We start from the raw sequence: 24,501 nt of genomic DNA, 5'->3' as shown, positions 1-24,501 counted from the left end.
GGTGATGAGGGATTCAGACACGACCGTCTCCGAACGTGGTGCCCTTGCGGGCGTAGACGCCCCACGTGATGGCCAGCAGCACCAGGTACCCGGCGGCAAAACCGATAAATGCGCCGTCGTACCCGCCCGTGTTCTCGTGGACGATGCGAAGTACCTGCGGGATCAGGAACCCGCCGTAGGCACCGATCGCGGAAATGATGCCCAACGACGACGCCGCGGCGCGCGTGGCTTTCTGGTCGTCGCCGTAGGCCAGCGAGAACGCGGTGGGGATCATCCGGTAGGTCGAACCGTTACCCATGCCGGAGGCGATAAAGAGGACCAGGAAGCCCAACAGGAACAGCCAGAAGTTACCCAGCCGCAGCAGCCCGATGATCGCCAGCGCCATGATGGCCATGACAGCGAACGCTGCGATCGTCGGGCGGGCACCGCCGAATTTGTCGGCCAGCTTCCCACCGTAGGGACGAGCCAGGGAACCGACCAGCGCGCCGAGGAACGCCAGGGACAGTGTGGCCGCGCCGATGGTGAAGGCGGAGAACTGCGGAAACGTGTCCGCGATGAGCTTGGGGAACACACTGGCGAAGCCCATGAACGACCCGAAAGTACCGATGTAGAGCACCGCGATGACCCACAACTGCCCATGTTTGAGGGCGGCCAGATACGAGCTGACGTCCGCGGTGGCGTGGGAGAGACTGTTCATGCAGTAGTACGCGCCAACCGCACCCAGCAGGATGAACGGAACCCAGAACCAGCCGGCCAGGCTGACCATAGGGCCACCGGTCAACAGCACACCACCGGCGGTGATGACAATCGGCACGGTGAACTGCGCGACGGCCGAGCCCAGGTTTCCGCCGGCCGCGTTCAGACCCAGCGCCCAGCCCTTCTCCTTGGCCGGGAAGTAGTAGGTGATGTTGGTCATCGACGAGGCAAAGTTGCCGCCACCGAAACCGGCGAGCGCGGCCACCGCCAGCAGCACACCGAACGGGGTGTCCGGGTTGCCCAGGCACATCCCCATGCCTACGACCGGCAGCAGGAGCAGCAGGGCGGAGATGACCGTCCACATGCGGCCACCGAAAATCGGAACCATGAACGTGTACGGGAAACGCATGGTGGCGCCCACGAGGCTGGGCACCGAGATCAGCCAGAACTGCTGCGAGGTGCTCAGCGAGAAACCGGCCGCGGGCATGGCCACCACGGCCACGGACCAAAGCTGCCACACCACGAAACCCAAGAACTCGACATAAATGGACCAGTTCAGGTTCCGGCGGGCAATGCCCCGGCCCTCACGATTCCACTGTGTCTCGTTCTCGGGGTTGTATCCGTCGATCCACCGGTTGGGCCGGTGCCGTAACGGTTCATCGACAGCGAGTGTGTCAAGGTCATCCAGCAGACCTTGTTGACGCGTATCCAGTGACATGCGTGGCTCCTTCGGTCGTCACCATTACGAAGAAACCTACGGGCAGGCTGTTTCACCCAGCCGACCAGGCCGGTTACAGAGGGGTAACAAATAATTCACTGCCCCCAGCGACCCTGTGAGAGCTTGTCCGCGCTCGAGATCCCCATGGCGGACTCACCTGCCGGAACCCTCAGTGGGGCGCTAGCCTGAGGAGCATGTCCTCCCCCGAGCAGATCCCCACCGAGATCCTCGAGCTTGCCCGTAACGCACGGCGGGTGACCGTGCTGACCGGCGCGGGGATGTCTGCCGAATCCGGTGTTCCGACCTTTCGCGATGCGCAGACCGGGTTGTGGGAACGTTTCGATCCCACGGAGCTGGCGACACCGGAGGCCTGGGAGGACGACCCCGCCCAGTGCTGGGCGTGGTACGCCTGGCGTGCATCCCTGGTGCGCGGCGCCCAGCCGCACCCCGGGCACTTGGCGATCGCCCAATGGCAGGCTTACCCCGACATGGACCTGCGGATTTCTACCCAGAACGTCGACGACCTGCACGAGCGGGCGGGGGCCACGGTTCTCGCCCACGTTCACGGAGACCTCTTTGCAGGCTCTTCACAGTTGAGGGTGTAGGAGTTGGGGCCTGAAGCCGCCGGTCTCGAGCAGACTGCGGGCGATGTAGTTGTTGTGGGTCATGAGGTTCTTAGTGCGGGTGCGTCGATGAGATGAGGAACGGGCTCCTCGGCACAGGATGGAAGTTCCTACACAAACATCCGCACGAAAGAGCCCGTTCATGACCCACGTTAACGCACCCCTGACACCGACCGGCCGGCTGCGCATGGTATTGCGCCACCTCGACGACGGGATCCCCAAAGCCCACGTGGCCGCCGAGTTCCGCGTCTCCCGACCAACCGTGGCGACCTGGGTGACCCGCTACCTCCAGCACGGTGAGGCCGGGCTGGTCGACCGCCCCTCGACCCCGCACGAGAGCCGTACGCGCACCCCGGCGGCGGTCGTGGAGCTCATCGAGACCCTCCGTCGGAAGCGCAAATGGTCGGCGAGGCGCATCCATCGTCACCTGATCGACCGCGCTGTGGCGATCAGTCTGCGCACCGTGGGCCGGTGGCTGCACCGGCTGGGGATTTCCCGCCTTCGGGATCTGACCCCTGAGGGCGAGAGCTCGCGCAGGACTCCAAGACGGATCCGCGCCGCCTGGCCCGGACACATGATCCACCTCGACGTGAAGAAGGTCGGCAAGATCCCCGACGGCGGCGGCTGGCGCGCCCACGGCCGCGGATCCGACGCCGCGAAGGCGGCCAAGCGGGGGCCCGGGGCGAAGGTCGGCTACACCTACCTGCACTCGGCCGTGGACGGCTTCTCGCGCCTGGCCTACACCGAGGCCCTCGAGGACGAACGGGCGGTGACCACGATCGGGTTCTTCTGCCGGGCGAGGGCCTTCTTCGCCGCCCACGGCATCACCCGGCTGCACCGGGTCGTGACTGATAACGGCGCCAACTACAAGGCCCGCGACTTCACTCGCACCGTCGAGGCCCTCGCGAGCCGGCACCAGCGGATCCGCCCCTACACACCGCGCCACAACGGCAAGGTGGAGCGGTACAACCGCCTGCTCGCCGACGAGGTGCTCTACGCCCGCCCCTACACCAGCGAACACGCCCGACGGGATGCGATCGGGGTGTGGGTCAACCACTTCAATTACCATCGACCGCATACCGCCTGTGGCGATCAGCCCCCGGCCTCACACGTCCCGGCCCGAGCCAATAACGTCATGCCCTCTTACAACTAGGCTCACGGTGACTCCGTCACGAGCAGCGCCAGCAGGCCGTGAGCCTAGTCGCGGTGTCGGGCATAAAAGTAACCCCGGCGATGTGGCCAACGGCCAGTGATCGTTCCGGGGTCTTCGCGGAAGACTCTACCGCAGGAGAGAGCGATGTCAACGCCTCATCCACCCGCGCCACCGTCCCGTGAGTGGGACTACGGCGAGCTGCGCCGACTCCTGACCAACGAGCGGCTCTCCTCCTATTTCGCAGACACTGACGGCAGCAATCAGCGAGCGTTCGAGCTGTACGAGTGGAACATGTCTGCTTCTGCATCGGTGCTGGAGCTCACCTCGATGGTCGAAGTGATCATCAGGAATGCCATTGACGCCGCACTTGCGGAATGGGCGCAGAAGAAGCGCCCAGGAATCAGCTGGTTCGACCTGGCTCCTCTCGATGATCGCGCCAGTTTGGACGTTTCCAAGGCCCGCCAGCGGGCAACCCGCCACGGCAAAGACGCTGAGATCCACGGCAAAGTGATTGCCGAGCTCAGTCTCGGCTTCTGGCGCTTCCTCGTCGAGTCCAGATACTTGACCTCGCTCTGGGTTCCAGCGACACACAGGGCCTTCGAGAACGGCCCCAAGGATCTCTGGCAACGGCAGAGAGAGGTCGCCGGGCGGATGAAGAGCCTCACGTTCGCCCGTAATCGCGCAGCTCACCATGAGCCGATACACCGCAGAAATCTGCAGTGTGATCTGACGTCCGCCCTTGACCTGGCGAAGTGGGTCTCGGCAGATGCGGAAGCGTGGGTGAACGCGAAATCCACCTTGCGCCAACGCATCCCAGAACATCCTGGTCGGCGGAAGGCCTGATGACCGCCGCGGCATGCTGCAGCTGAGACCATGTCCAGCATGTCCCTCACCCTCACCGCCGAGTTCTCCGACGCCCTGGAGAAGCTGCATGCCGGCGTCCCCGTCTTCCTCACCGGCCGCGCCGGCACCGGCAAGTCCACGCTGATCCGCACGTTCCTGGAGAGCACGTCCCGCTCCGTGGTGGTGGCCGCACCCACGGGGATCGCCGCACTGAACGTGGGCGGGTACACCCTGCACCGACTGTTCTCCTTCCCGGCGGGCATCACCCCCGAGCAGGTGCGCTCCGGGGACTACCGGCCGGGTCGGTTCATGAAGACGCTGAAGGCCCTGGACACCCTGGTGATCGACGAGATCTCCATGGTTCGGGCCGATCTCTTCGACTGCCTGGTGCTGGCGCTCGAGCAGTTCGGACCCAAGCCGGGCACCCCGTACGGGGGCGTGCAGCTCGTGCTGGTCGGCGATCTGCACCAGCTTCCGCCGGTGGTGACCGAGCCGGAGCGCGAGCATTTCCAGACCTACTACGAGTCCCCCTTCTTCTTCTCGGGGCACCAGTACGCGGCGTCGTCGTTCGCGGTCGTGGAGCTGACCACGGTCTTCCGCCAGCTCAACGACACCCGCATGGTCGAGATCCTCAACGCCGTGCGCGACGGCGGCCTGCTCGAGGAGGCCCGCACCGAGCTCAACCGGCACACCGACCCCGAGTTCGAGCCGCCGCTGGACGAGTTCTGGCTGACCCTGGCCACGACCAACCGCATCGCCGGGGCGCGCAACCGACGGATGCTCGAACGGCTCCCGGCCCACTCCGCCTTCTCCACCGCACGGATCACCGGCGAGCTCGACGGCATGGAGCGTCCGGCCGAGGACGTGCTCGAGTACAAGGCCGGCGCCCAGATCATGCTGCTGACCAATGATCCGGCCGATCGCTGGGTCAACGGGACCCTGGCCAAGATCACCGAGACGCTGTTCGACGACGACGGCGAGCCCTACGTCGTCGTCGAGCTGCCCGACGGCTCGCGTGCCACCGTGGCGCGGCACCTGTGGGAGGTGACCCGGCCGTCGGTGGCGGGCGGGCAGCTCACGCACGAGGTCGTAGGCACCTTCTCCCAGCTGCCGTTCCGCCTGGCCTGGGCGATCACGATCCACAAGAGCCAGGGCCAGACCCTGGACCGCGTGGTGGTGGACCTGACCGGAGGCACCTTCGCCGACGGGCAGCTCTACGTGGCGCTGAGCCGCTGCCGCTCCCTCGACGGCATGGTCCTCACCCGCGACGTGCTGCCCAAGGACCTGCGCGTGGATCAGCGGGTCCGCCGCTTCCTGCGCTCCCAGGCACCGGCGCTGCAGACCCGCGGCAGCGTCTACCTCGGCGTGTGCTGGGTGGGCGATGAGGGCTCGCGCTGGAAGCCGCGCCCGATCGAGCTGGCCGTGGTCACCGACGACGGCCAGCAGGCCTCTACGCTCGTGAACCCCACCCGCGACCTGGGCTCCGCGCGCACCGACTACGGCATCACCGCCGCCGACGTGGAGCTGGCGCCCCTGCTCGAGCAGGCCTGGGCGGCGCTGGCTCCGCTGCTCAGCGAGCGGACCCCCATCGGGCTGCACGTGGATCAGGCGCTGAGCCGCATCGACTTCGAGCTCAAGCGCAACCAGCACGTGACCCGCATGCCGCTGGGCACCGAGCTCGACGACGGCTCCCTGACCTGGGAGGACCGCACGCGGCTGAGCGCCCCGACTGCGCTGGAGCGGGCACTGGCTGCCCGGGACATCGCCGCCCGGCGTGGCCTGACCGGCGAGGAGCCGTTCCCCGCGATCGACGACCGCCCCGGTTACCTGATGCCGCGCGGTGACGAGGGCGTCGAGCTGCTCGTGCACGCCCCCGGCCTGGATGCGTCGGACGAGGAACGTGCGGCGGCGCTGACCGAGGCGCTGCGGGCTGCCGCCGGGCGCGCCGCGCTGAGCCCCACGGCATACGGGATCCTGCAGGAGATCGAGGCTCAGCTCGGCACGCAGATCCTGGACGGCGACCAGGGCGCAGACGTCGACCTGTCCGACGTCCTCTCCCCCGGCGCGCGAGTCTGCTTCACGGGCACCGCCCACGGCGCCGACGGGCGCGAGCTCTCCCGCTACGACGTGGAGAGCCTGGCTGCCTCCCACGGGCTCGCCCCCGTCGCCAACGTCACCAAGACCCGGTGTGACGCCCTGGTGGTCGCCGAGCTCGGCACCCAGTCCGGCAAGGCGAAGAAGGCCGCGCAGTACGGCAAGCCGATCATCGCGTTCGACGACTTCCTGACCTGGGCCGACGGCACGTCCTCGCCCGCAGGCAGCACCCCTGCCGCTGCGTCTGCGCAGGTGCGCATCTCCGCCCTGTGAGCCCCGCGCACGCCTCAGGGGAATAGCTCACCCCTTCTGTGCGCTTTCGTGATTGTGGACACATCATCTACTTCGGGGCAAGCCGAGGGCGATCCCCTGCGCGTCATCGTCATCGGCGCCGGCCAGGCGGGACTCAGCGCGGCGGCGCACCTGCTGCGCAAGGGGCTGCAGCCGCGGCGGGAGTTCGTGGTGCTTGACGGCAACGACGGACCCGGAGGCGCCTGGAGGCATCGCTGGGACTCGCTGACCTTCGACGCCGCCCACGGCATCCACGACCTGCCTGGCTTCCCGCTGGGCGACCCCGATCCGACCGAGCCGGCCAGCCGCGTGGTCTCCCGCTACTACGCGGCGTACGAGCGCGAGCTCGGACTGCCCGTCGTGCGCCCGACTGCAGCGACCGCGGTGGAGCGCGACGACGACGGCCTGTTCCGCGTCACCGCCTCGGACGGCTCCGTGCGGCGAGCGCACGCGGTGATCAGCGCGACCGGCACCTGGAACCGACCGCACTGGCCCGCCTATCCCGGCATGCGGGAGTTCGCGGGACGGCAGCTGCACACCCGCGACTTCGCCTCCGCGGAGGAGTTCGCCGGCCAGCGTGTTCTGGTGGTGGGCGGAGGCACCTCGGCCCTGCAGTTCCTGCTGCAGCTCCAGGACGCCGGTGCGCACACGGTGTGGAGCACCCGTCGGGAGCCGGACTGGACGGATCGGTTCTTCGACAAGTCCTGGGGCGCGGACGTGGAGGCCTCGGTCTCCGCTCGCACGACGACGGGCCTGCCGCCGCTGTCGGTGGTCGCCGCGACGGGCCTGCCGCTCACGGAGCAGTACCGCCACGGCATCGACGACGGCACGCTGATCTCCCGGGGCCCCCTGCTGCGGCTCACGCAGACGGGTGCCGTGCTCGATGGCCCCAGGCCCGACGGTCGCGGGCTGCCTTCGCAGGGCACGATCGTCGACGCCCTGCTGGACCGGTCGGAGCGCCCCGCCGCCGCCCTGCCCGGTCACCCGTCCGAAGCGGATGGTTCGAGCGCGTGGGAGACCCCGGTGGATGCGGTGCTGTGGGCGACAGGCTTCCGCGCAGTGCTGGATCACCTGGCGCCGCTGCGGCTGCGTCAGCCCGGCGGCGGCGTGCAGATGGAGGAAGACGGCGTCTCGGTGGCCGGGGAGCCCGGGCTGTTCCTGGTGGGCTACGGCGCCTCGGCCTCCACCATCGGAGCCACGCGAGCCGGTCGTGCGGCGGCCCTCGGCGCGGTGCGCAGCACCGAGAGCCTCACTCGACCGTGAGCTGCATCCCCAGGTCGTTGACGCCGGTCTCGGAATCCCAGATGCCGTCATTGGCCAGGCGCACGCTGTAGGCCGGCTTGGTCAGATCCGCGGTGGTGGAGTCGCTGTCCGGATCCGGGACCTGCAGCCCCAGGGAGTAGGACCCCGTCTGGGCGGGTGCCTGGAACGGCACCGGAACATAGCCCTCCTCACCCGGGCGGATGCCATCCAGCTCCACGTCGGTCCGCGCGGTGTGCACGATCCGGCCGGAGTCGTCGGAGAAGGTCAGGACGATCTCCGCATGCCGCCCGGTGGCCGCGTAGCCGTCGTTGCGCAGCTGCAGCCAGAGCTGGCCGTCCTCCCCCGGCGCCAGCTCGCGCGGCGCGGAGGCGCTGGCCAGGGCATAGCGGTAGCCCAGTCGCTTCTGGATCTCGGCCAGGTCGTCCTCGCCCCAGGACTGCAGGACCTCCTGGTTGAAGTCGGCGTTGAGCACGGCCCAGCTGTAGCGCTGCAGCTCGGAGACCGCGGTCTCGGCGTCATCGGAGCGCCCGGGGTTCACCGCGCAGGTCTCCCCCGTCGTGGGCACGTTCTTCGCGACCTGCTCCAGATAGGCGCGGTCGTCATCGTTGACCAGGGTGCCCATGTCCGTGTCCGAGGCCAGGAAGCAGTCGTTGTGGATGCCCACCCGGTCCCTGCGGTCCTCGTGCACGAGCCGGCGATGGATCTCCGGGTAGCGGACCTGCAGCACGATCCGCGGGTCGATGCTCTCCTGCAGCGCATCCATGACGCGCTGGCGGTTCGCCCAGTCGTCGTCGGTGAGGTTCCACGGCTCGTCGACGCTGCTGGCGAAGTTGTCCGAGTAGTACCACTCGCCCCACTGCCCCACGAAGCCGGCCTGCAGCGAGTGGATCACGCCGCGGTGATCATTGAGCACCGGCACCAGCTGCTGGATGTGGGCGACGGTGCGATCCGGGGTGGCGTCGTCCGTTCCGTCCTCCGTGTAGGCGAAGCGCAGGATCGCCTTCATGCCTTCGTCGTTGAGCAGGTCGAGATCCGCGTCCAGGTCGTCCATGACCTTCTGCGGCAGCGCGTCCGACTCGCGGTATCCGTCAAGCAGCACGATCCGATAGACGACCGTGGTCTGGTCCTCGTCCTTCCAGCGGCGCAGCTGCCAGACGTCCAGGGGCGTGTGCCCGGAGCCGTCCTCGGCGTAGCGAGTCTGGGTGTAGTGCGACATCCCGCGCCCCGGGTTGGGGATCGGCTCGTCGGTGGACTCGTAGTGCTGGACCTGCTTGGACATGGGGCCCTGGGGAACTCCTGCGATCAGCGAGGCGACGACGACCACCACCGCTGCGGCGCCCAGAAGGCCATGACGATGCGTGGAACTCACCCCGACCCCGATTCGAGATGCCGGGAGGATCCCGGCGGACGAGACCAGCCTAGTGGTGCGTGCGGGATCATCCCGGACTCGCAGGGCCCGACCCCGTCACGGACAGGCCGGCGAAGCACTCGGTCCGACTAGCGTGAGCGACATGACCCAGAAGATGCCCGCCCGCGAATTCCTCGACGCCTGCTCCGTCGACCCCGCCGTCCTCGAGCTGCGCCCCGACTACCGGGGGCTGCTCATGGTCGTCGATGGTCTGAGCCCCGAGGTCACTGCCGGCGACGGCGGGCAGGCGGTCGAGGAGCTGATCTCCGCCGCCGAGAAGGGGCTGCCGCGGGTCAACGCGCTGACCGATGTCTACAACGCGATCTGCGTGCTGCATCAGATCCCGTTCGGCGGCGAGGACCTGGAGCACTACCAGGGTCCGGCCCGGCTCTTCCGGGCCAGCGGCACCGAGCCGTTCGACACCGCCTCCGGCGGCGAGATGGTGATCCAGCACCCGGACGAGGGCGAGGTCGTGTGGGGCGACGACGCTGGGGTCACCTGCCGCCGCTGGAACTGGCGCCAGGGCCGGCGCACCGCCCTGAGCGATCGGACGCGCTCGGCGCTGTTCATCCTCGACGGGCTCGACCCGGTCAGCAACGACCAGCTCCACGCCGCTGCCGACGCCCTGGTGGAGGCGCTGACGGCCCTGGGGGCTGAGGTCTCTACGGAGCGACTTCTGCTGGGCGCCTCATGAGCGGTGCCGCCGCTGATCTCGCCGGATCGCCGTTCACCGGCCTCAGCGCCTTCCCGCTCACCCCGCTGCGCGACGACGCCGTGGATGAGTACGCATTCGCGAGCATCGTCTCCCGGCTGGCCGCATCCGGCGTGGACTCGATCACCGCTCTGGGCTCGACAGGGTGCGCCGCGTACCTGACCAGCGCCGAGCGCGAACGCGTGGGGCGCCTGGCGCTCGAGCATGCCGGCTCGGTGCCGGTGATCGTGGGCGCCAGCGCGCTGCGGACCTCCCAGGTCCTCACTCACGTGGACGCCGCTGCGGAGGCCGGTGCAGTCGGTGTGCTGCTGGCGCCGACGTCCTATCAGCCGCTCACCGACCGCGAGGTCCTGGAGCTGTACCGCACAGTCACCGAGCACACCGATCTGCCGGTGGTGGTCTACGACAACCCGGGCACCACGCACTTCACGTTCAGCCTCGAGCTCTACGCGCAGATCGCGCAGCTGCCCGGGATCGCCTCGCTCAAGATCCCGCCGATGGCCCCCGAGACGGCCGGCGAGCGCGTGGCCGCAGTCCGAGCGGTGCTGCCCGAGCACGTCACCCTGGGCATTTCCGGCGACGCCTGCGCGGCCGCCGCCCTGCTGGCCGGCTGCGACGGGTGGCACTCGGTGATCGCCGGGACATGCCCGCAGCCAGCGCGGGAGATCATGCGCGCCGCTGCTGGCCCGCACCCGCAGGACGCACTCACCGCCTCCGAGCGCCTGGAGCCCCTGTGGGAGCTGTTCGCCGATCACGGCAGCCTGCGGGTGGTCGCGGCGATCGCCGAGCACCTGGGACTGGCTCCGGGCGACTGCCTGCCGCAGCCGCTGCTGGGGTTGAGCCCTGAGCAGCGCGAGCGCACAGCCGAGGCGATTGCTGAGCTCGGGCTCCGCTGAGACCCGACCCGCCGGGGACAGCACGAGGCCCCGGCCTCCCGGGGGCGACGAGCAGACGCGATCCCGGGAGGCCGAGGCCCCTGGTGCGGACGACTCAGGCTTCCGTGAGGTCCTTGCCCTTGGTCTCCGGCATGAAGAAGACCGTGGCCACGGCGATCAGCAGCAGGCCGATGGCGTAGAAGCCGAACGTGCGCGCGTCGCCGATCCACGTGAACACGTAGCCGGCGGTGCCGCCGAAGGCCGCGATGGCGATCGCGTAGTAGATCCCGAAGCCGCTCGTGCGCTGGCCCGTGGGGAACATCTCCGCGTACGTGGCCGGTGCGTGGGAGAGGAAGCCGGCCAGCAGACCCACCTGGACGCAGATCGCGAACGTCAGCTGCCACATGGTGCCGCCGTCCACCAGATTGATCATGGGCAGGTAGAGGACCGCGCTGCCCAGCAGGCCGATGATGATGGCCGGTCGTCGACCGATCTTGTCCGAGGCCCAGCCCCACACGGGCAGCACCAGGATCAGGAAGAGGTTGCCCAGCAGCGCGGCCTCGAAAGCCTCCCTCGGCGAGTAGCCGAACGAGGTCTGAGCGACCGAGCTCATGGTCACCGACCAGATGTAGTACGACACGGTCAGGCCCGCAGTCATCGCGATGACCCGCAGACCGGTCGGCCAGTTCTTCAGCACGGCCACGAAGACGTTCTCCTGCTTGATCTGCAGCGCCTGGGTGTGGGTCCTGTGCTCCTCGAAGACCTCCGACTCCTCCATGGAGCGGCGGATCCACAGGGCGATGAGGCCCAGCACGGCACCGATCGCGAACGGCACGCGCCAACCCCAGGCGGCCATCTGATCCTCGGTGAGCACGGCCTGCAGGCCCAGTCCGAGCCCCAGGCCCATCAGCAGGCCGAAGGTGCCGGAGACGTAGATGACGCTGGCGAACAGGCCGCGGCGCTCCCGGGGCGCGTGCTCGGCCAGATAGGTCTGGGCCGAGGGCATCTCCCCGCCGTGGGCCAGGCCCTGGATGAGGCGGGCGAGCACCAGCAGCACCGAGGCCAGCCAGCCGATCCGGTCGTAGGTGGGGCACACCGCGATCAGCAGCGAACCCGCCGAAGCCGCCAGCACGGCCAGCGTCAGCGACGGACGGCGGCCGATGCGATCGCCGATCCAACCGAAGACGAAGCTGCCGAAGGGCCGGGCCACGAAGCCCACGGCGAAGACCGCCATGGTCTGCAGGAACGCCGACTGCGGGTTCTCATGATTGAACAGCTGGACGGAGAAGTACACGGCGAAGGTGGCGTAGACGTTCCAGTCGAACCATTCGACGGCATTGCCGACGCCGGTTCCGATCAGCGTCCGGGCGGCGCTCTGCCGGGGTCGCTCGGTGGTGGTGGTCATGGACGGCACCTGCTGCTTTCTCGAGGAAGGAGGGTGTGGTGGTTCAGGATGACCCAGCGAGTCGGCCCAGTGCCAGCTCGGCCAGCAGGCGGGCGGCGTCATCGAGCACGGAGTCGTCGAAGATGGCCTGCGGGGAGTGGTTCGACGGCGCCGTCGTCGGGTCGGTGCCCTCCGGGACGGCGGAGACGAACACGAAGGCCCCGGGGATCTGCTCGAGCACGTAGGCGAAGTCCTCCGAGGCCGTCACCGGATCCGCCATGGGCGACCAGCGGCCCGGGAAGCCTCGCTGGACGACCGCCTCCACATAGTCGACCTCGGCGGGATCGTTGAGGGTCGTGGGCGATGAGGCGGTGACCTCCAGCTCGCAGTGCGCGCCCCGCGCCTGCGCCAGGTGCGTGAACAGCCGGGTGAGCTCCCCGAACATCTTCTGGCGCGTGGCATGGGAGAACGTGCGCATGGAGAAGGAGGCCATCGCCTGATCCGGGATCACGTTGTTCGCCTCGCCGGCGCGCAGGACGCCGCAGGTGAGCACCACGGGATCGAAGACGTCGAACTGGCGGGTGATCATGACCTGGGACTGGGTGACCATCTCGCACAGGATCGGGATGGGGTCGATCGTGTGCTGCGGCGCAGAGCCGTGCCCGCCGCGCCCGATCACGCGGACGTCGAAGGTGTCCACCCCGGCCATCAGCGCACCGGCGCGGCTGCGGATCGAACCGGTGGGGTGCCCCGAGGACCAGACATGCAGGCCGTAGGCATGATCCGGGCGGCGCCCAGCCGCCTTGATCAGCCCCTCCTCCAGGACCAGCCGCGCTCCCCCGTGGCCCTCCTCCCCTGCCTGCAGGAGGAAGACGACGTCCCCGTGCAGCTCCTGGCGCCGGGCGCACAGGCTGCGGGTGGCCCCGACGATCGCAGCCATGTGCAGGTCGTGCCCGCAGGCGTGCATGGCCCCGTTGGTCGAGGCGAAGGCCTCGCCGGTCTCCTCGGCCACCGGCAGGGCGTCCATGTCCGCGCGCAGCAGCACGATCGGGCGCCGACCGTCGGCGGGGTCGGATGCGGTGCCGCGCAGGACGGCGACGAACCCCGACGCGCCCGCAGCCTCGGTGATCTCCACCGGCAGATGCTCGAACTCCGCCAGGAGCCGGGCATGTGTGCGCGGCAGCTGCAGCCCGACCTCGGGGATCTGATGCAGCTCCCGACGCAGGGCGATCAGGTCGAGGTCCTGCGCCTGGACTGTGCGGGACATCTGGGCTCCTCCGCCTCGGGGCTCTCTCGCCCGGCAGTTCTCGGCAGGGTGCCAGGAGGCCTGCGTCCTGCCGTGACACCGATCACGATGCAGTAAGCTTAGGGCTTGTCTCCCCATTGCCGGTGCCCGGTCATCATGATGCGCGCTCGGCAGCGAGAGCGCATGCGGGAGATGAGCTGAGGAAATCGGTCAGCGTTCGATGTCGATTCGCGTCTCGACGCATCGATAGCCGGCCCGCTCGAACGCTGCTGCCATGGGTGTGTTCACGGCGTCGGTGGTCGCCGTGATCCTCTCCGCTCCGGAGGCGGCATGGAAGGCGGTGATGAACCCGAGGAGATCATCGACGTATCCGTGCCCACGGTGCTCTGGCAGGACCGCCAGGTAGCCGACGTTGCGATTCGTCGGGGTGGCCGAAGGGATGGCGATCCCCACGACGGAGCCGTGCTGGTCGTACGCGAAGCGCCACCAGTCCCGCTCGCCGGGGCAGGAGCGGTAGTAGTCCACTTCATCTCGCGCCAAGCTCAGCGCATCGGTGGTGGCCAGCTCGCGTCGGGTCATGACGTCGAGGGAGCCGTGCGCGGCGCGGGCGAAGAGGCTGATGAACGTGTCGTCGTCAGCTGGCTCGAACCGCAGGCGCGGGCTGGGCGGGCTCACGGAGGTTCCGCGAGCCCACTCGAACTGCCGCCGCTCGTTGTGGCGACCGAGGCCGATGCCTGCGGCTTCCGCGATCTTCGTGTGGACGTCGTGGACCACGGCGGCGTCGTCGCGCCATGCGACGGGGACACGCATGGTGTGCGGCAGCGGGACGGGGATGCCGCGAGCTGCCAGGACGGCATGGCCGTGCTCCAGGAGCGCGCGGAGGACGGTTGGCGCTTCGGCGTGGTCGGCGATGACATCCCACACGTCCAGCTCGATGGGGGTCTGCTGGTCCCGCGCCCACCACAAAGCCCGGCCGATGACTCTGCCAGCATCGTCGAGGGCGACCTGTGACCACTGCGGCTGCAGACGCCCGGCAGCGATCTCGTTCTCGATCTGGGCGGACGACATCCCGATCCCGGGCGCGGTCGCCATGGCGGCGGTTTCCTGCAGCAGCTGCGCTGTGGGCGTCTCGATCCTCATGCCGCAGATCATTCCGCGCACCGGGGCCGAGCGCGAGCGCATCTCACGGCTGCGTGGGGAAAGCCGCCAGACCTGGGAGCACTCGCACAGCGGCTTGAGCGAGCTGTCACGCGCGCCCGCGGCCGCGTCTACGACACCTGGGCCAGGGCGCGTCACCCCGTGCTTACCGTACGGATACTGACGTCCATCTCTGTCCTCCTCTGTTCATCGAGAGAAGGCACGAAAAAAGGCCTGGACCTGCAGAAACCTGCAGGTCCGGGCCTCCCATCAGGCTTTTCGGGCCTCATGCAAACGCTGGGGTCTCAGAAGTCCCAGTCCTCGTCCTCCGTGTTCACGGCCTTGCCGATCACGTACGAGGACCCGGAACCGGAGAAGAAGTCGTGGTTCTCATCGGCGTTCGGGGACAGCGCGGAGAGGATCGCCGGGGAGACGTCTGTCATCTCCTTGGGGAACAGGGCCTCGTAGCCGAGGTTGTTCAGCGCCTTGTTCGCGTTGTAGTGCAGGAATTTCTTGACCTCCTCGGTCCACCCCACCGCGTCGTAGAGCGACTCGGTGTAGGCGATCTCGTTCTCGTAGAGCTCGTCGAGCAGGTCGTAGGTGTAGTCCTTGAGCTCGGCCTGACGCTCCGGCGACTCGTTCTCCAGCGCGCGCTGGTACTTGTAGCCGATGTAGTAGCCGTGCACTGCCTCGTCGCGGATGATCAGGCGGATCAGGTCCGCCGTGTTCGTCAGCTTGGCGTGCGAGGAGAAGTGCATGGGCAGGTAGAAGCCCGAGTAGAACAGGAAGGACTCCAGCAGCGTGGAGGCCACCTTCTTCTTCTGCGGATCATCGCCCACATAGCGGTCCAGGACGATGTCGGCCTTTCGCTGCAGGAACTCGTTCTCCTCGGACCACCGGAAGGCGTCGTCGATCATCTTGGTGGAGGCCAGCGTGGAGAAGATCGACGAGTACGACTTGGCGTGCACCGACTCCATGAACGCGATGTTCGTGTAGACGGCCTCCTCGTGCAGCGTCACCGCATCCGGCAGCAGTGACACGGCGCCCACGGTGCCCTGGATGGTGTCCAGCAGGGTCAGCCCGGTGAAGACCTTCATGGTGAGGTCCTGCTCCTGAGGCGTGAGCGTGTTCCACGACTGGACGTCGTTGGACAGCGGCACCTTCTCGGGCAGCCAGAAGTTGGCGGTGAGCCGGTCCCAGACCTCATCGTCCTTGGGGTCCTGGACGCGGTTCCAGTTGATGGCCTTAGCGTGGTGGCGGGTGAGCTCCACCTTCTCGCTCATCATCTCGGCGAGTCTCCTCTCAAGTCTGTTCGGCGCGCGTCGTGCGCTGGATCCCGGCGGATCACAGCATGCAGGAGACGCAGCCCTCGATCTCGGTGCCCTCAAGGGCGAGCTGGCGGATGCGCGAGTAGTACATCGTCTTGATGCCCTTGCGCCACGCGTAGATCTGCGCCTTGTTGACCTCGCGCGTGGTGGCGGTGTCCTTGAAGAACAGCGTCAGCGACAGGCCCTGGTCCACGTGCTGGGAGGCCGCGGCGTAGGTGTCGATGATCTTCTCGTAGCCGATCTCGTACGCGTCCTGGAAGTACTCCAGGTTGTCCTGATCCATGTGGGGCGCCGGGTAGTAGACGCGGCCCAGCTTGCCCTCCTTGCGGATCTCGATCGGCGCGGCGATCGGGTGGATCGACGCCGTCGAGTGGTTGATGTATGAGATCGAGCCCGTGGGCGGGACGGCCTGCAGGTTCTGGTTGAACATGCCGTGCTCGGCCACCTGGGCCTTCAGCTCGCGCCAGTCGTCCTGGGTGGGGATGTGGATCTGCGACTCGGCGAACAGCTCGCGCACGCGCTGGGTGGCCGGCAGCCACTCCTGCTCCGTGTACTTGTCGAAGTACGAGCCGTTCGCGTAGTCCGAGTTCTCGAAGTTCACGAACGTGGAGCCGCGTTCCTTGGCCAGCAGCATCGAGGCCCGCACGGCGTGGTAGGTCACGGTGTAGAAGTAGATGTTCGTGAAGTCGACACCCTCCTCCGAGCCGTAGTGGATGCGCTCGCGCCCCAGGTAGCCGTGGAGGTTCATCTGCCCCAGCCCGACGGCGTGGGACATCTCATTGCCGCGACGGATGGAAGGCACCGAGTCGATCCGCGAGAGCTCGGAGACGCTGGTGAGTCCGCGGATGGCGGTCTCGATGGTCTGTCCGAAGTCCGGGGAGTCCATGGTCAGCGCGATGTTCAGCGAGCCCAGGTTGCAGGAGATGTCCTTGCCCACCGTCTCGTAGGTGAGGTCGTCGTGGTACGTGGAGGGCTCTGAGACCTGCAGGATCTCGGAGCACAGGTTGGACATGATGATCTTGCCCTCGATGGGGTTGGCCTTGTTGACCGTGTCCTCGAACATCACGTACGGGTAGCCCGACTCGAACTGGACCTCCGCCAGGGTCTGGAAGAAGTCGCGCGCCTTGATCTTGGTCTTGGTGATCCGGGCGTCGTCGACCATCTCGTGGTACTTCTCGGTGACGTTGACGTCCGAGAACGGCATGCCGTAGACGCGCTCGACGTCGTAGGGCGAGAACAGGTACATGTCCTGGTTGTTCTTGGCCAGCTCGAACGTGATGTCCGGAATGACGACGCCCAGCGACAGGGTCTTGATGCGAATCTTCTCATCCGCGTTCTCGCGCTTGGTGTCCAGGAACTTGTTGATGTCCGGGTGGTGCGCGTGCAGGTAGACCGCACCGGCGCCCTGGCGAGCCCCGAGCTGATTGGCGTAGGAGAACGAGTCCTCCAGCAGCTTCATGACGGGGATGATGCCCGAGGACTGGTTCTGGATCTTCTTGATCGGGGCACCGGACTCGCGGATGTTGGTCAGCGCGAACGCCACGCCGCCGCCGCGCTTGGACAGCTGAAGTGCGGAGTTGATCGAACGGCCGATCGACTCCATGTTGTCCTCGATGCGCAGCAGGAAGCACGAGACCATCTCGCCGCGCTGCTTCTTGCCCGCGTTCAGGAACGTGGGGGTCGCCGGCTGGAAGCGCCCGGAGATGATCTCCTCCACCAGGTGCTCGGCCAGCTCGCGGTCGCCGTCGGCCAGGTAGAGCGCGACCATGACCACGCGGTCCTCGAAGCGCTCGAGGTAGCGCTGGCCGTCGAAGGTCTTGAGCGTGTACGAGGTGTAGTACTTGAACGCGCCCAGGAACGTCTTGAAGCGGAACTTGTGCCCGTAGGCGAGCTTGGACAGCTTCTTCACGAACTCGAAGTCGTACTTCTCGAGGACCTCGGGCTCGTAGTACTGGTGCTCCACCAGGTAGTCGAGCTTCTCCTTCAGGTCGTGGAAGAAGACGGTGTTCTCGTTGACGTGCTGCAGGAAGTACTGGCGCACGGCGTGGCGATCGGCGTCGAACTGGATGTTGCCGTCGGCGTCGTACAGGTTCAGCACGGCGTTGAGCTCGTGATAGCCCATGCCGCGGAACTTCTCGGGGACCTTGGGATCTTCGTGGCCCCAGCCGGAGACGCCGGCGTGGGAGGTATGGGTGGTCACTGCCACAGCTTCATCAGTCCTTCGTTCACATTGGCGACGTCCTGCTCGGTGCCCATCAGCTCGAATCGGTAGAGCAGCGGGGCATCGCACTTGACGGCGATCTTCTGGGCGGCGAGGCAGAAATGCTCGCCGAAGTTGGTGTTGCCGGCCCCCAGGACCCCGCGCAGCTGACGGCGGTTCTCCTCGAGGTTGAGGAACTTCACGACTTGCGGGGGCACTGCCCCCGAGCCGCCGGGGCGGCCGTAGGTGGGCACAGCCAGCACGTAGGGCTCCCGGACGACGGGGGCCTCCTCGTGGGTGCGCAGCGGCAGGCGCAGCGAGCGGGCGCTGAGCTTCTCGATGAACTTGTGCGTGTTGCCCGAGATCGACGAGAAGTAGACGACGAGGGGGTCGCCCGAGCTCGGCGACGTGCGATCGGTGGTCTCGGCGGCCAGCCGGTCGCGCTCAGCGGCCGCGCGGCGCAGATCAGCGATGAGTGCGGACAAGGCAGTCACTCACTTCTCAAGCGGTACGACGGGTCCCGGACGAGCCGGGGTGCGGGGGCGACCATGGTGCTCGACGGCCGGACCGGGCACCGATCCCCCTCTCGGGAGACGAGCGCCGCGCGGTCCGGCCGTCGTGGTCGGAGAGCTTCAGGCGGAGACGCGCACCGCGAGCTGGGAGATCATGTCCGGGCGGTAGCCGGACCAGTGGTCCTCACCGGTCTCCACGACCGGGACCTGCTGGTAGCCCAGGCTCACGACGTGCTCGTAGGCGGCCTGGTCCTCGGTCACATCGACGACGCTGTAGTCGATGCCCTTCTTGGCGAGCGCACGGTAGGTGGCGTTGCACTGGACGCAGGAGGGCTTGCTGTAGACGGTCACTGACATGTCGGTGATCCCTTCCTGTTCATGGGGGTGAGTGGCGTGGTGAGAAGAGCCGCTCCGAGGCCTCCGGCTGGTGCCGGTGCTCGGTGCAGGACCGCCGTTTCGGGGGCTCCGATCGGTCCGCGTCATCCGGGCCGCTCTGTTTCCTGCGCTGGATAGAGATACTACATCTAGTGCCGCACCCTCGGCACGACCCCAAGATGATGTGTGACGGTCAGATTCGTCACCATCGGGCCCCCTCCCCAGGATGTCCACAGACCGGGTGTCCTCACCAGCCGCTGCGGACCGCGTCCCCACGCGCTTCGGGCGTGACGAAGGGGGCGTCATCCACACCTGGGGACGCCCCCTTCGAGCAGCCTGTGCACCGGCGAAATCTCTTGCCGCGCGGCGTGTCATGACGTCATCGGACCTGATCGGCCCCTTCCGCCAGCTCCGCCCCGATCTCCCGGCCGATCTCGACCAGCAGCGCCCGGGACAGCTCGCTGTCGTGCGCGCAGTCGGCCTGTGTGCGCTCGCTCAGCGAGCGGATGCGCGCGATGCCCGCCTCCGGGGCGGCCTCCGAGCCCAGGGCGTTGTGCCCCACGACGGCCTCCACCCGTGCCGGGGCGGCCCGACGGGCGACGACGGCCGGCAGCTTGCCGGACAGGGTCTGGCGGTCGATCCGGCCCTCACCGGTGATCACCAGATCGCAGCCGGCCGCGGCGCGGTCGAAGCCCAGCAGGTCCAGGAAGTGATCCGCGCCGGAGGCGATCCGGGCCCCGAGCAGCATGGCCGCGAACCCGAGCCCGCCGGCGGCACCCGCAGCCGGGCGCTCGGCCAGCTCAGCGGCATCGGGGCGGATCTCAGCCAGCTGCCGGACCAGGTGCTGCAGGCCGGATTCGAGCTGCTGGACCTCCTGCGGGTCCGCGCCCTTCTGCGGTGCGTAGACCGCGGCGGCGCCGTCGGAGCCGAGCAGGGGGTTCTGGACATCGCTGGCGGCCACGAGCTCGATGCCCGTGAGATCCACCGCGCCCGTCGCCTCGATCCGACGGATCTCCGCCAGCCCCAGGCCGCTGGGGTCCACGGGGGCGCCGTCGGCGTCCAGGAATCGCCACCCCAGCGCGGTGAGCATGCCGATGCCGCCGTCGGTCGAGGCGCTCCCGCCCAGGGCCAGGACGATGCGCTCGGCGCCGAGCTCGAGCGCCGCACGCACCGCCTCCCCCAGGCCGCGACTGCTCGCCGCACCGGCATCGCGGCGGTCGTCGGGCACCATCTGCAGCCCGCTCGTGGTGGCCGCCTCCACGATCGCGGTGGCCTCCCGCAGAGCGATGGCGGTGACAGCCGGATCCCCGAGCGGGCCCGTCACAGGCGCCTCATGCGCGGCGAAGCCCGCCGAGAGGCCGGCCTCCACGCTGCCGTCGCCGCCGTCGGCCAGAGGCAGCTCGCGCACCTGCGCCCGCGGCACGACGGCCCGGATCCCCTCAGCCAGCGCAGCGGCCACCTCGCGGGCGGTCAGGCTGCCCTTGAACTTGTCCGGAGCGATGAGCACGTTCGGCGATGGCATGAGGGGACCTCGGTTCTCAGTGGTGCGGTCGGCGGCAGATCCGGTGGGTGCGGCTCAGACCGTCTCGTAGGCGGCGTCGGCCTCGGGCTTGGGCTGCGCGCTGGCCAGTGCCTCGATGATCGCCTGCGTGACCTCGTCCGTCGAACTCGTGCCGCCGATGTCGCGGGTCAGGTGGCCGGCCCCCGCCGTGGCCTCGATCGCGGCCTCCAGGCGGCGCGCCTGATCGGAGAGGCCGAACTGGTCGAGCATCAGCGCCGCGGAGGCGATCGCACCGATCGGATTGGAGATCTCCTGACCGGCGATATCCGGAGCGGAGCCGTGGACCGGCTCGAACATCGACGGGAAGCGCCGCTCCGGGTTGAGGTTGGCACTGGCGGCCAGGCCGAGACTGCCCGCGAGCGCCGAGCCCAGGTCCGAGAGGATGTCGGCGTTGAGGTTCGAGGCCACCACGACCGAGAGGTCCTCCGGGTGCAGGATGAACTTGGCGCTCATGGCATCCACCAGCACCGACTCGTTCGCCACGTCCGGGTACTCGGCGGCCACGCGCTGGAAGACCTCGTCCCACAGGACCATGCCGTACTGCTGGGCGTTCGACTTGGTCACCGAGGAGACCTTTCCGTCCGGGCTCTCCTCACGAGCGTGCTCGCGGGCATGGCCCAGGAAGGCGACGGCCAGCGGAGTCAGATCGGCGGTGCGGCTGATCAGCGAGATGTGCAGCGGCGGCCGCGCAGACGACGCACCAGCTCGGACGGCGTGGGCGCGGACATGAGCTGTCGCGCTGCCCAGGCCCGCGCGCCGCTGTACGGCGGGAAGGTGACGCTGAGGGTCTCCGGGCTCAGGGGCTTGGCCAGCACCGAGCGGTGGTGGCTGAACGTGTCGAAACTGGCGCGCCCGTGATAGGCGCCCATGCCGGAATCGCCCACGCCGCCGAAGGGCAGCTGCGGGTGGATGAGATGGACCATGGGGGCCTCGAAGGTCATGCCGCCGGAGGAGGTCCGCTCGCTGAAGTCGGCGCGCACCTGCTCGTCGCGGCTCATGACGTAGAGCGCCAACGGCTTTTCTCCGGCCCGCACGAAGTCGATCGCCTGGCCGTGGTCCTCCACCGCCACGAGCGGCAGGACGGGCCCGAAGATCTCCTGCTCCATGAGCGGACCGCCCGGTGCGCTGCGCACGATCGTGGGCTCCAGGTACCGGTCCTCGAGGTCGTGGCGCCCGCCGGCCAGGACGTCCGCTTCCGGCACCCGCTCGAGCAGCTGCGTCAGGCGCTGCAGGTGCCGCGAGCTCACGATCCGCCCGTAGGACGGGCTGGACTTCGGATCCTCGCCATAGAACTCGCGGATGGCCTCCGTGACCAGCGGCACGAGCTGCTCCAACACGCTGGCCGGGCCCATGACGTAGTCCGGGGCCACACAGGTCTGCCCGGCGTTGACCAGCTTGGCCCAGGCCAGGCGCCGGGCGGCTGCCGGCAGATCGACGGTGGCATCGATCCACACGGGCGACTTGCCGCCGAGCTCCAGCGTCACGGGCGTGAGGTGCTCGGCTGCGGCCCGCATGACCACGCGCCCCACAGCGGAGTTGCCCGTGAAGAAGAGGTGGTCGAAGCGGTGCTGCAGCAGCCGCGTGGTCTCCGGGACACCGCCTTGGACCACGCCCACGCAGTCGGGCAGCTCCTGCTCCAGGGCCCGGCTCAGCGCCTGGGACACGTGAGGGGTGTGCTCGGAGGGCTTGACCACCGCGGTGTTCCCGGCCGCGAGCGCGCCCACCAGCGGAGACAGCAGCAGCTGCACCGGGTAGTTCCACGGAGCGATGATCAGCACGGTGCCCAGGGGCTGCGCCTGGACCCAGCCGCTGGAGGGACTCAGCACCGCAGCCGATCCCACGGACCGCGGCGCCATCCAGGAGGCCAGGCTGCGACGGACGTGGCGCAGCTCGGTGAGCGTCACGCCGATCTCGGTGAGCTCGGACTCGGTCTGCGACTTGCCCAGGTCCTGGGCCAGCGCCGCCTGCAGCGCCTCACGGTGCCCGGTCAGCACGCGCTCGAGCCGGTCCAGGCGCTCCAGCCGCAGCTCGAGCGGCGCCGGGGCGCTGAAGGCCGCCTGAGTGCGCTCCACGAGGCGATCGATCTGCCGGGCGCTGTCTGCGGGCAGATCCTCGACCGCGCTGAGCTGCGGCTCGCGCCGCCGGAACGACGGGGCCGTGGGCAGGGACTCGGACTGGGTGCCTCGCTCGGTCATAGGTCCACGGTAGAGGCCCTCCCCGACAGCACAGCGTCCTGCCTCAGAGCAGCCCGTGCTCCTCGAGCTGCTCCGAGATCGAGGCACCGTCGTTCGCGCGGATCAGCGGGATCCCCTCCGGCAGCTCGGGGCCGTCGGCGGTGAGCAGGCGACCGGAGGCCAGCACGGCCTCGGTGGGCGAGAGCGTGCGGATCACGACGGCGGCCACGTTCTGCGGGTAGCGCTGCGCGAAGCCCCCGTAGATCTCCGGGTCGTGCTGGCCGTCGTCGCCGATCAGGATCCACTTCATGTGCGGGAACTCGCGGGCCAGCTGCTCGAGGTTCTCGACCTTGTGCCGGGGCCCCGAGCGGAACCAGCGATCCGTGGTGGGTCCCCAGTCGGTGAGCAGCAGCGTTCCGGGCGGGTAGGCGTTGCGGCTCAGGAAGCGGCGCAGCGTGGGCGCCACGTTCCAGGCCCCGGTCGAGAGGTAGATGAAGGGCAGGCCGCGGTGGCGGCGGCGCAGGCGCTCCAGCAGCACCGGCATGCCGGGGGTGGCGTCGCGGGCGTGCTCGTTGAGCACGAAAGAGTTCCAGGCCGCCAGCATGGGCCGCGGCAGGGCGGTGACCATGACGGTGTCGTCGATATCGGAGACCACGCCGATGCGCTGGGAGTCGTCGACCACCCAGATCCGGGAGGTGGCCCAGGCCGAGCCGGCGGTGCGCAGCCGCGCGGTGTGCACGCCGGGCTCCAGGTTGATCTCCACGTCGGCATCGATCACCCCGCCCTTGTCCGCCACCAGCCGGAACTGCACGCCCTCGATCTCGACATCCACGTGGGCGAAGCTGATGGGGATCGAGGTGAAGGAGCGCCAGCCGCGGATCGAGGTCTCGTCCTCGGCGGTGGGGTCCTCCGGCCCGTGCGTCTTGTAGAGGGCACGGCCCAGGATGCGCACGTGGTCGGTGGTTCCGTAGCAGTCGAAGGCGACCATGACGGGTCGATCCCCGCGCCGCTCCGCACTGCGCTGCCGGAACTGGGTGAAGCCCTGCTCGATCCGGTACCCGAAGTTCAGTGCATCCTGCGTGACCTGATCCATGGTCTGGAGCAGATCGGTGGCCAGGTCGACGGGCTGCTGGTCCTGTTCCGGACGGGTCTGCGACATGGCGCTCAGTCTGGCACAGCCCTCCAGGCTCACCACGCACGACGACGGCCCAGCCGTCGTCGTGCCGCAGCCGTCGGCTGCGCGGGCTGTGATGCGGCGCCCGCTCCCCGGCGGCGCCTGGAGGACGCGTCCAGCCTGATGCGGTGCAATGGGGGCATGTCGAGCGACCCGAACCTCCGCACCACCGGTCCGAGCACCGGCCCCATGACGGCCCCCGCCGCGTCTTCGCCGCACGCGGACCCCATCACGCCGCACCGGCTCTTCCGCGTCCTGGCGCTGGCCGAGGCGGTGACCTGGACGCTGCTGATCCTGGGGATGATCGGCAAGTACGCGCTGCATCTGGGCGACTGGCCGGTCTCCGTGGGCGGCGGCATCCACGGCTTCGTGTTCCTGAGCTACTGCGCGGTCGTCGTGATCGTGTGGATCGACGCCCGCTGGTCCGTGACCGACGGGCTGCTCGCCCTGTTCAGCGCCGTGATCCCCTACGCCACGATCCCGGTGGAGCGCCGGGCCCTGCGCCGCGGTCTGCTCCCCCACCGCTGGCGCCTGCGCGGCGGGAACGACGGCGACGAGCCCGCGCGCGGACCGCTCGAGAAGTTGCTGGCCGCCCTGCTGCGGCATCCGGTGGTCTCGACGGTCGTGGTCGTCGTCGTGGTGGTGGCTCTCTACCTGACCCTGCTGGCCATGGGTCCGCCCGTGGAGGTCTCCCCGGAGTGATCCGATCCAGCGCAGCAGAGGCGCCCGACCCT

The 24,501-nt window shown here is 68.7% G+C and carries 21 protein-coding genes; 8 read left to right on the top strand and 13 right to left on the bottom strand.

What is annotated here, in order from left to right; translation table 11 throughout:
* Positions 1 to 13: 13 nt before the first annotated feature.
* Positions 14 to 1,414 (bottom strand): MFS transporter, encoded by a 1,401-nt coding sequence (locus JOE55_RS00185; RefSeq protein WP_085108723.1) that lies wholly within the window; start codon positions 1,412 to 1,414, stop codon positions 14 to 16.
* Between the two features lie 194 nt (positions 1,415 to 1,608).
* Here JOE55_RS00185 and JOE55_RS00180 point away from each other — a divergent pair, with 194 nt between their 5' ends.
* From JOE55_RS00180 to JOE55_RS00160, 5 genes are all read left to right on the top strand, one after another.
* Positions 1,609 to 2,019, top strand: coding sequence for an SIR2 family NAD-dependent protein deacylase (locus JOE55_RS00180; RefSeq protein ID WP_162230386.1), 411 nt, complete (start codon positions 1,609 to 1,611; stop codon positions 2,017 to 2,019).
* Between the two features lie 160 nt (positions 2,020 to 2,179).
* Positions 2,180 to 3,190, top strand: a complete 1,011-nt coding sequence (locus JOE55_RS00175) for an IS481 family transposase (protein ID WP_204781639.1) — start codon at positions 2,180 to 2,182, stop codon at positions 3,188 to 3,190.
* Positions 3,191 to 3,334: 144 nt separating this feature from the next.
* Positions 3,335 to 4,033, top strand: coding sequence for a hypothetical protein (locus JOE55_RS00170; protein ID WP_204781638.1), 699 nt, complete (start codon positions 3,335 to 3,337; stop codon positions 4,031 to 4,033).
* Between the two features lie 39 nt (positions 4,034 to 4,072).
* On the top strand, positions 4,073 to 6,400 hold the full coding sequence (locus JOE55_RS00165; RefSeq protein ID WP_204781637.1) for an AAA family ATPase: 2,328 nt from the start codon (positions 4,073 to 4,075) through the stop codon (positions 6,398 to 6,400).
* A 54-nt stretch (positions 6,401 to 6,454) separates the two neighbouring features.
* On the top strand, positions 6,455 to 7,681 hold the full coding sequence (locus JOE55_RS00160; RefSeq protein WP_338125377.1) for an NAD(P)-binding domain-containing protein: 1,227 nt from the start codon (positions 6,455 to 6,457) through the stop codon (positions 7,679 to 7,681).
* Here JOE55_RS00160 and JOE55_RS00155 read toward each other — a convergent pair.
* Positions 7,668 to 9,050 (bottom strand): DUF4832 domain-containing protein, encoded by a 1,383-nt coding sequence (locus tag JOE55_RS00155; RefSeq protein ID WP_204781636.1) that lies wholly within the window; start codon positions 9,048 to 9,050, stop codon positions 7,668 to 7,670. The two genes, JOE55_RS00160 and JOE55_RS00155, sit on opposite strands and share 14 nt — an antisense overlap.
* 142 nt (positions 9,051 to 9,192) lie before the next feature.
* Here JOE55_RS00155 and JOE55_RS00150 point away from each other — a divergent pair, with 142 nt between their 5' ends.
* The gene (locus JOE55_RS00150; protein ID WP_239546316.1) at positions 9,193 to 9,783 is read left to right on the top strand and encodes a B3/B4 domain-containing protein; all 591 of its coding nucleotides are present in this window, start codon (positions 9,193 to 9,195) and stop codon (positions 9,781 to 9,783) included.
* Positions 9,780 to 10,697 carry a dihydrodipicolinate synthase family protein gene (locus JOE55_RS00145; protein WP_204781635.1) on the top strand — a complete coding sequence of 306 codons (918 nt, stop codon included), beginning with the start codon at positions 9,780 to 9,782 and terminating at the stop codon, positions 10,695 to 10,697. The genes JOE55_RS00150 and JOE55_RS00145 overlap by 4 nt, the downstream gene beginning before the upstream one ends.
* Before the next feature lie 94 nt (positions 10,698 to 10,791).
* Here the strand turns inward: JOE55_RS00145 and JOE55_RS00140 are convergent, their stop codons facing one another.
* The 11 genes from JOE55_RS00140 to JOE55_RS00090 form a co-directional block, all read right to left on the bottom strand.
* Positions 10,792 to 12,081, bottom strand: coding sequence for an MFS transporter (locus JOE55_RS00140; RefSeq protein WP_204781634.1), 1,290 nt, complete (start codon positions 12,079 to 12,081; stop codon positions 10,792 to 10,794).
* 43 nt (positions 12,082 to 12,124) lie between these two features.
* The gene (locus tag JOE55_RS00135; protein ID WP_204781633.1) at positions 12,125 to 13,327 is read right to left on the bottom strand and encodes a M20 metallopeptidase family protein; all 1,203 of its coding nucleotides are present in this window, start codon (positions 13,325 to 13,327) and stop codon (positions 12,125 to 12,127) included.
* A gap of 189 nt (positions 13,328 to 13,516) precedes the next feature.
* Entirely contained in the window at positions 13,517 to 14,446 is a 930-nt protein-coding gene (locus JOE55_RS00130) for a GNAT family N-acetyltransferase (RefSeq protein WP_204781632.1), read from the bottom strand.
* Positions 14,447 to 14,748: 302 nt separating this feature from the next.
* Positions 14,749 to 15,726, bottom strand: coding sequence for a class 1b ribonucleoside-diphosphate reductase subunit beta (gene nrdF, locus JOE55_RS00125; RefSeq protein WP_204783147.1), 978 nt, complete (start codon positions 15,724 to 15,726; stop codon positions 14,749 to 14,751).
* A gap of 61 nt (positions 15,727 to 15,787) precedes the next feature.
* Positions 15,788 to 17,893 carry a class 1b ribonucleoside-diphosphate reductase subunit alpha gene (gene nrdE, locus JOE55_RS00120; RefSeq protein ID WP_051452797.1) on the bottom strand — a complete coding sequence of 702 codons (2,106 nt, stop codon included), beginning with the start codon at positions 17,891 to 17,893 and terminating at the stop codon, positions 15,788 to 15,790.
* 74 nt (positions 17,894 to 17,967) lie between these two features.
* Complete coding sequence (nrdI, locus tag JOE55_RS00115; protein WP_051452798.1) at positions 17,968 to 18,405, bottom strand: class Ib ribonucleoside-diphosphate reductase assembly flavoprotein NrdI; 438 nt, start codon at positions 18,403 to 18,405, stop codon at positions 17,968 to 17,970.
* A 198-nt stretch (positions 18,406 to 18,603) separates the two neighbouring features.
* Complete coding sequence (nrdH, locus tag JOE55_RS00110) at positions 18,604 to 18,840, bottom strand: glutaredoxin-like protein NrdH (protein WP_006213334.1); 237 nt, start codon at positions 18,838 to 18,840, stop codon at positions 18,604 to 18,606.
* A 397-nt stretch (positions 18,841 to 19,237) separates the two neighbouring features.
* Complete coding sequence (locus JOE55_RS00105; protein WP_204781631.1) at positions 19,238 to 20,380, bottom strand: glycerate kinase; 1,143 nt, start codon at positions 20,378 to 20,380, stop codon at positions 19,238 to 19,240.
* Positions 20,381 to 20,434: 54 nt separating this feature from the next.
* The gene (locus JOE55_RS00100) at positions 20,435 to 21,055 is read right to left on the bottom strand and encodes an isocitrate/isopropylmalate family dehydrogenase (RefSeq protein WP_420870996.1); all 621 of its coding nucleotides are present in this window, start codon (positions 21,053 to 21,055) and stop codon (positions 20,435 to 20,437) included.
* A gap of 26 nt (positions 21,056 to 21,081) precedes the next feature.
* Positions 21,082 to 22,614 (bottom strand): aldehyde dehydrogenase family protein, encoded by a 1,533-nt coding sequence (locus JOE55_RS00095; RefSeq protein ID WP_204781630.1) that lies wholly within the window; start codon positions 22,612 to 22,614, stop codon positions 21,082 to 21,084.
* A 43-nt stretch (positions 22,615 to 22,657) separates the two neighbouring features.
* Positions 22,658 to 23,752 carry an App1 family protein gene (locus JOE55_RS00090; RefSeq protein ID WP_204781629.1) on the bottom strand — a complete coding sequence of 365 codons (1,095 nt, stop codon included), beginning with the start codon at positions 23,750 to 23,752 and terminating at the stop codon, positions 22,658 to 22,660.
* Between the two features lie 156 nt (positions 23,753 to 23,908).
* Here JOE55_RS00090 and JOE55_RS00085 point away from each other — a divergent pair, with 156 nt between their 5' ends.
* Positions 23,909 to 24,469 carry a DUF3817 domain-containing protein gene (locus tag JOE55_RS00085; RefSeq protein ID WP_239546314.1) on the top strand — a complete coding sequence of 187 codons (561 nt, stop codon included), beginning with the start codon at positions 23,909 to 23,911 and terminating at the stop codon, positions 24,467 to 24,469.
* The last annotated feature ends 32 nt before the right edge of the window (positions 24,470 to 24,501 follow it).

The organism is Kocuria palustris (genome assembly GCF_016907795.1).
GTDB lineage: Bacteria > Actinomycetota > Actinomycetes > Actinomycetales > Micrococcaceae > Kocuria > Kocuria palustris.
This window is presented reverse-complemented; position numbering and strand designations above follow the sequence as displayed.

Bases quoted from the DNA above. Each gene is read 5' to 3' on its own strand.
- JOE55_RS00185 (WP_085108723.1), bottom strand. From the start codon at position 1,414: ATGTCACTGGATACGCGTCAACAAGGTCTGCTGGATGACCTTGACACA.
- JOE55_RS00130 (WP_204781632.1), bottom strand. From the start codon at position 14,446: ATGAGGATCGAGACGCCCACAGCGCAGCTGCTGCAGGAAACCGCCGCC.
- JOE55_RS00095 (WP_204781630.1), bottom strand. From the start codon at position 22,614: ATGACCGAGCGAGGCACCCAGTCCGAGTCCCTGCCCACGGCCCCGTCG.
- nrdE (WP_051452797.1), bottom strand. From the start codon at position 17,893: ATGGGCTATCACGAGCTCAACGCCGTGCTGAACCTGTACGACGCCGAC.
- JOE55_RS00140 (WP_204781634.1), bottom strand. From the start codon at position 12,081: ATGACCACCACCACCGAGCGACCCCGGCAGAGCGCCGCCCGGACGCTG.
- JOE55_RS00175 (WP_204781639.1), top strand. From the start codon at position 2,180: ATGACCCACGTTAACGCACCCCTGACACCGACCGGCCGGCTGCGCATG.
- JOE55_RS00135 (WP_204781633.1), bottom strand. From the start codon at position 13,327: ATGTCCCGCACAGTCCAGGCGCAGGACCTCGACCTGATCGCCCTGCGT.
- JOE55_RS00180 (WP_162230386.1), top strand. From the start codon at position 1,609: ATGTCCTCCCCCGAGCAGATCCCCACCGAGATCCTCGAGCTTGCCCGT.
- JOE55_RS00165 (WP_204781637.1), top strand. From the start codon at position 4,073: ATGTCCCTCACCCTCACCGCCGAGTTCTCCGACGCCCTGGAGAAGCTG.
- JOE55_RS00090 (WP_204781629.1), bottom strand. From the start codon at position 23,752: ATGTCGCAGACCCGTCCGGAACAGGACCAGCAGCCCGTCGACCTGGCC.
- JOE55_RS00085 (WP_239546314.1), top strand. From the start codon at position 23,909: ATGTCGAGCGACCCGAACCTCCGCACCACCGGTCCGAGCACCGGCCCC.
- nrdH (WP_006213334.1), bottom strand. From the start codon at position 18,840: ATGTCAGTGACCGTCTACAGCAAGCCCTCCTGCGTCCAGTGCAACGCC.
- nrdF (WP_204783147.1), bottom strand. From the start codon at position 15,726: ATGAGCGAGAAGGTGGAGCTCACCCGCCACCACGCTAAGGCCATCAAC.
- JOE55_RS00145 (WP_204781635.1), top strand. From the start codon at position 9,780: ATGAGCGGTGCCGCCGCTGATCTCGCCGGATCGCCGTTCACCGGCCTC.
- JOE55_RS00170 (WP_204781638.1), top strand. From the start codon at position 3,335: ATGTCAACGCCTCATCCACCCGCGCCACCGTCCCGTGAGTGGGACTAC.
- JOE55_RS00150 (WP_239546316.1), top strand. From the start codon at position 9,193: ATGACCCAGAAGATGCCCGCCCGCGAATTCCTCGACGCCTGCTCCGTC.
- JOE55_RS00105 (WP_204781631.1), bottom strand. From the start codon at position 20,380: ATGCCATCGCCGAACGTGCTCATCGCTCCGGACAAGTTCAAGGGCAGC.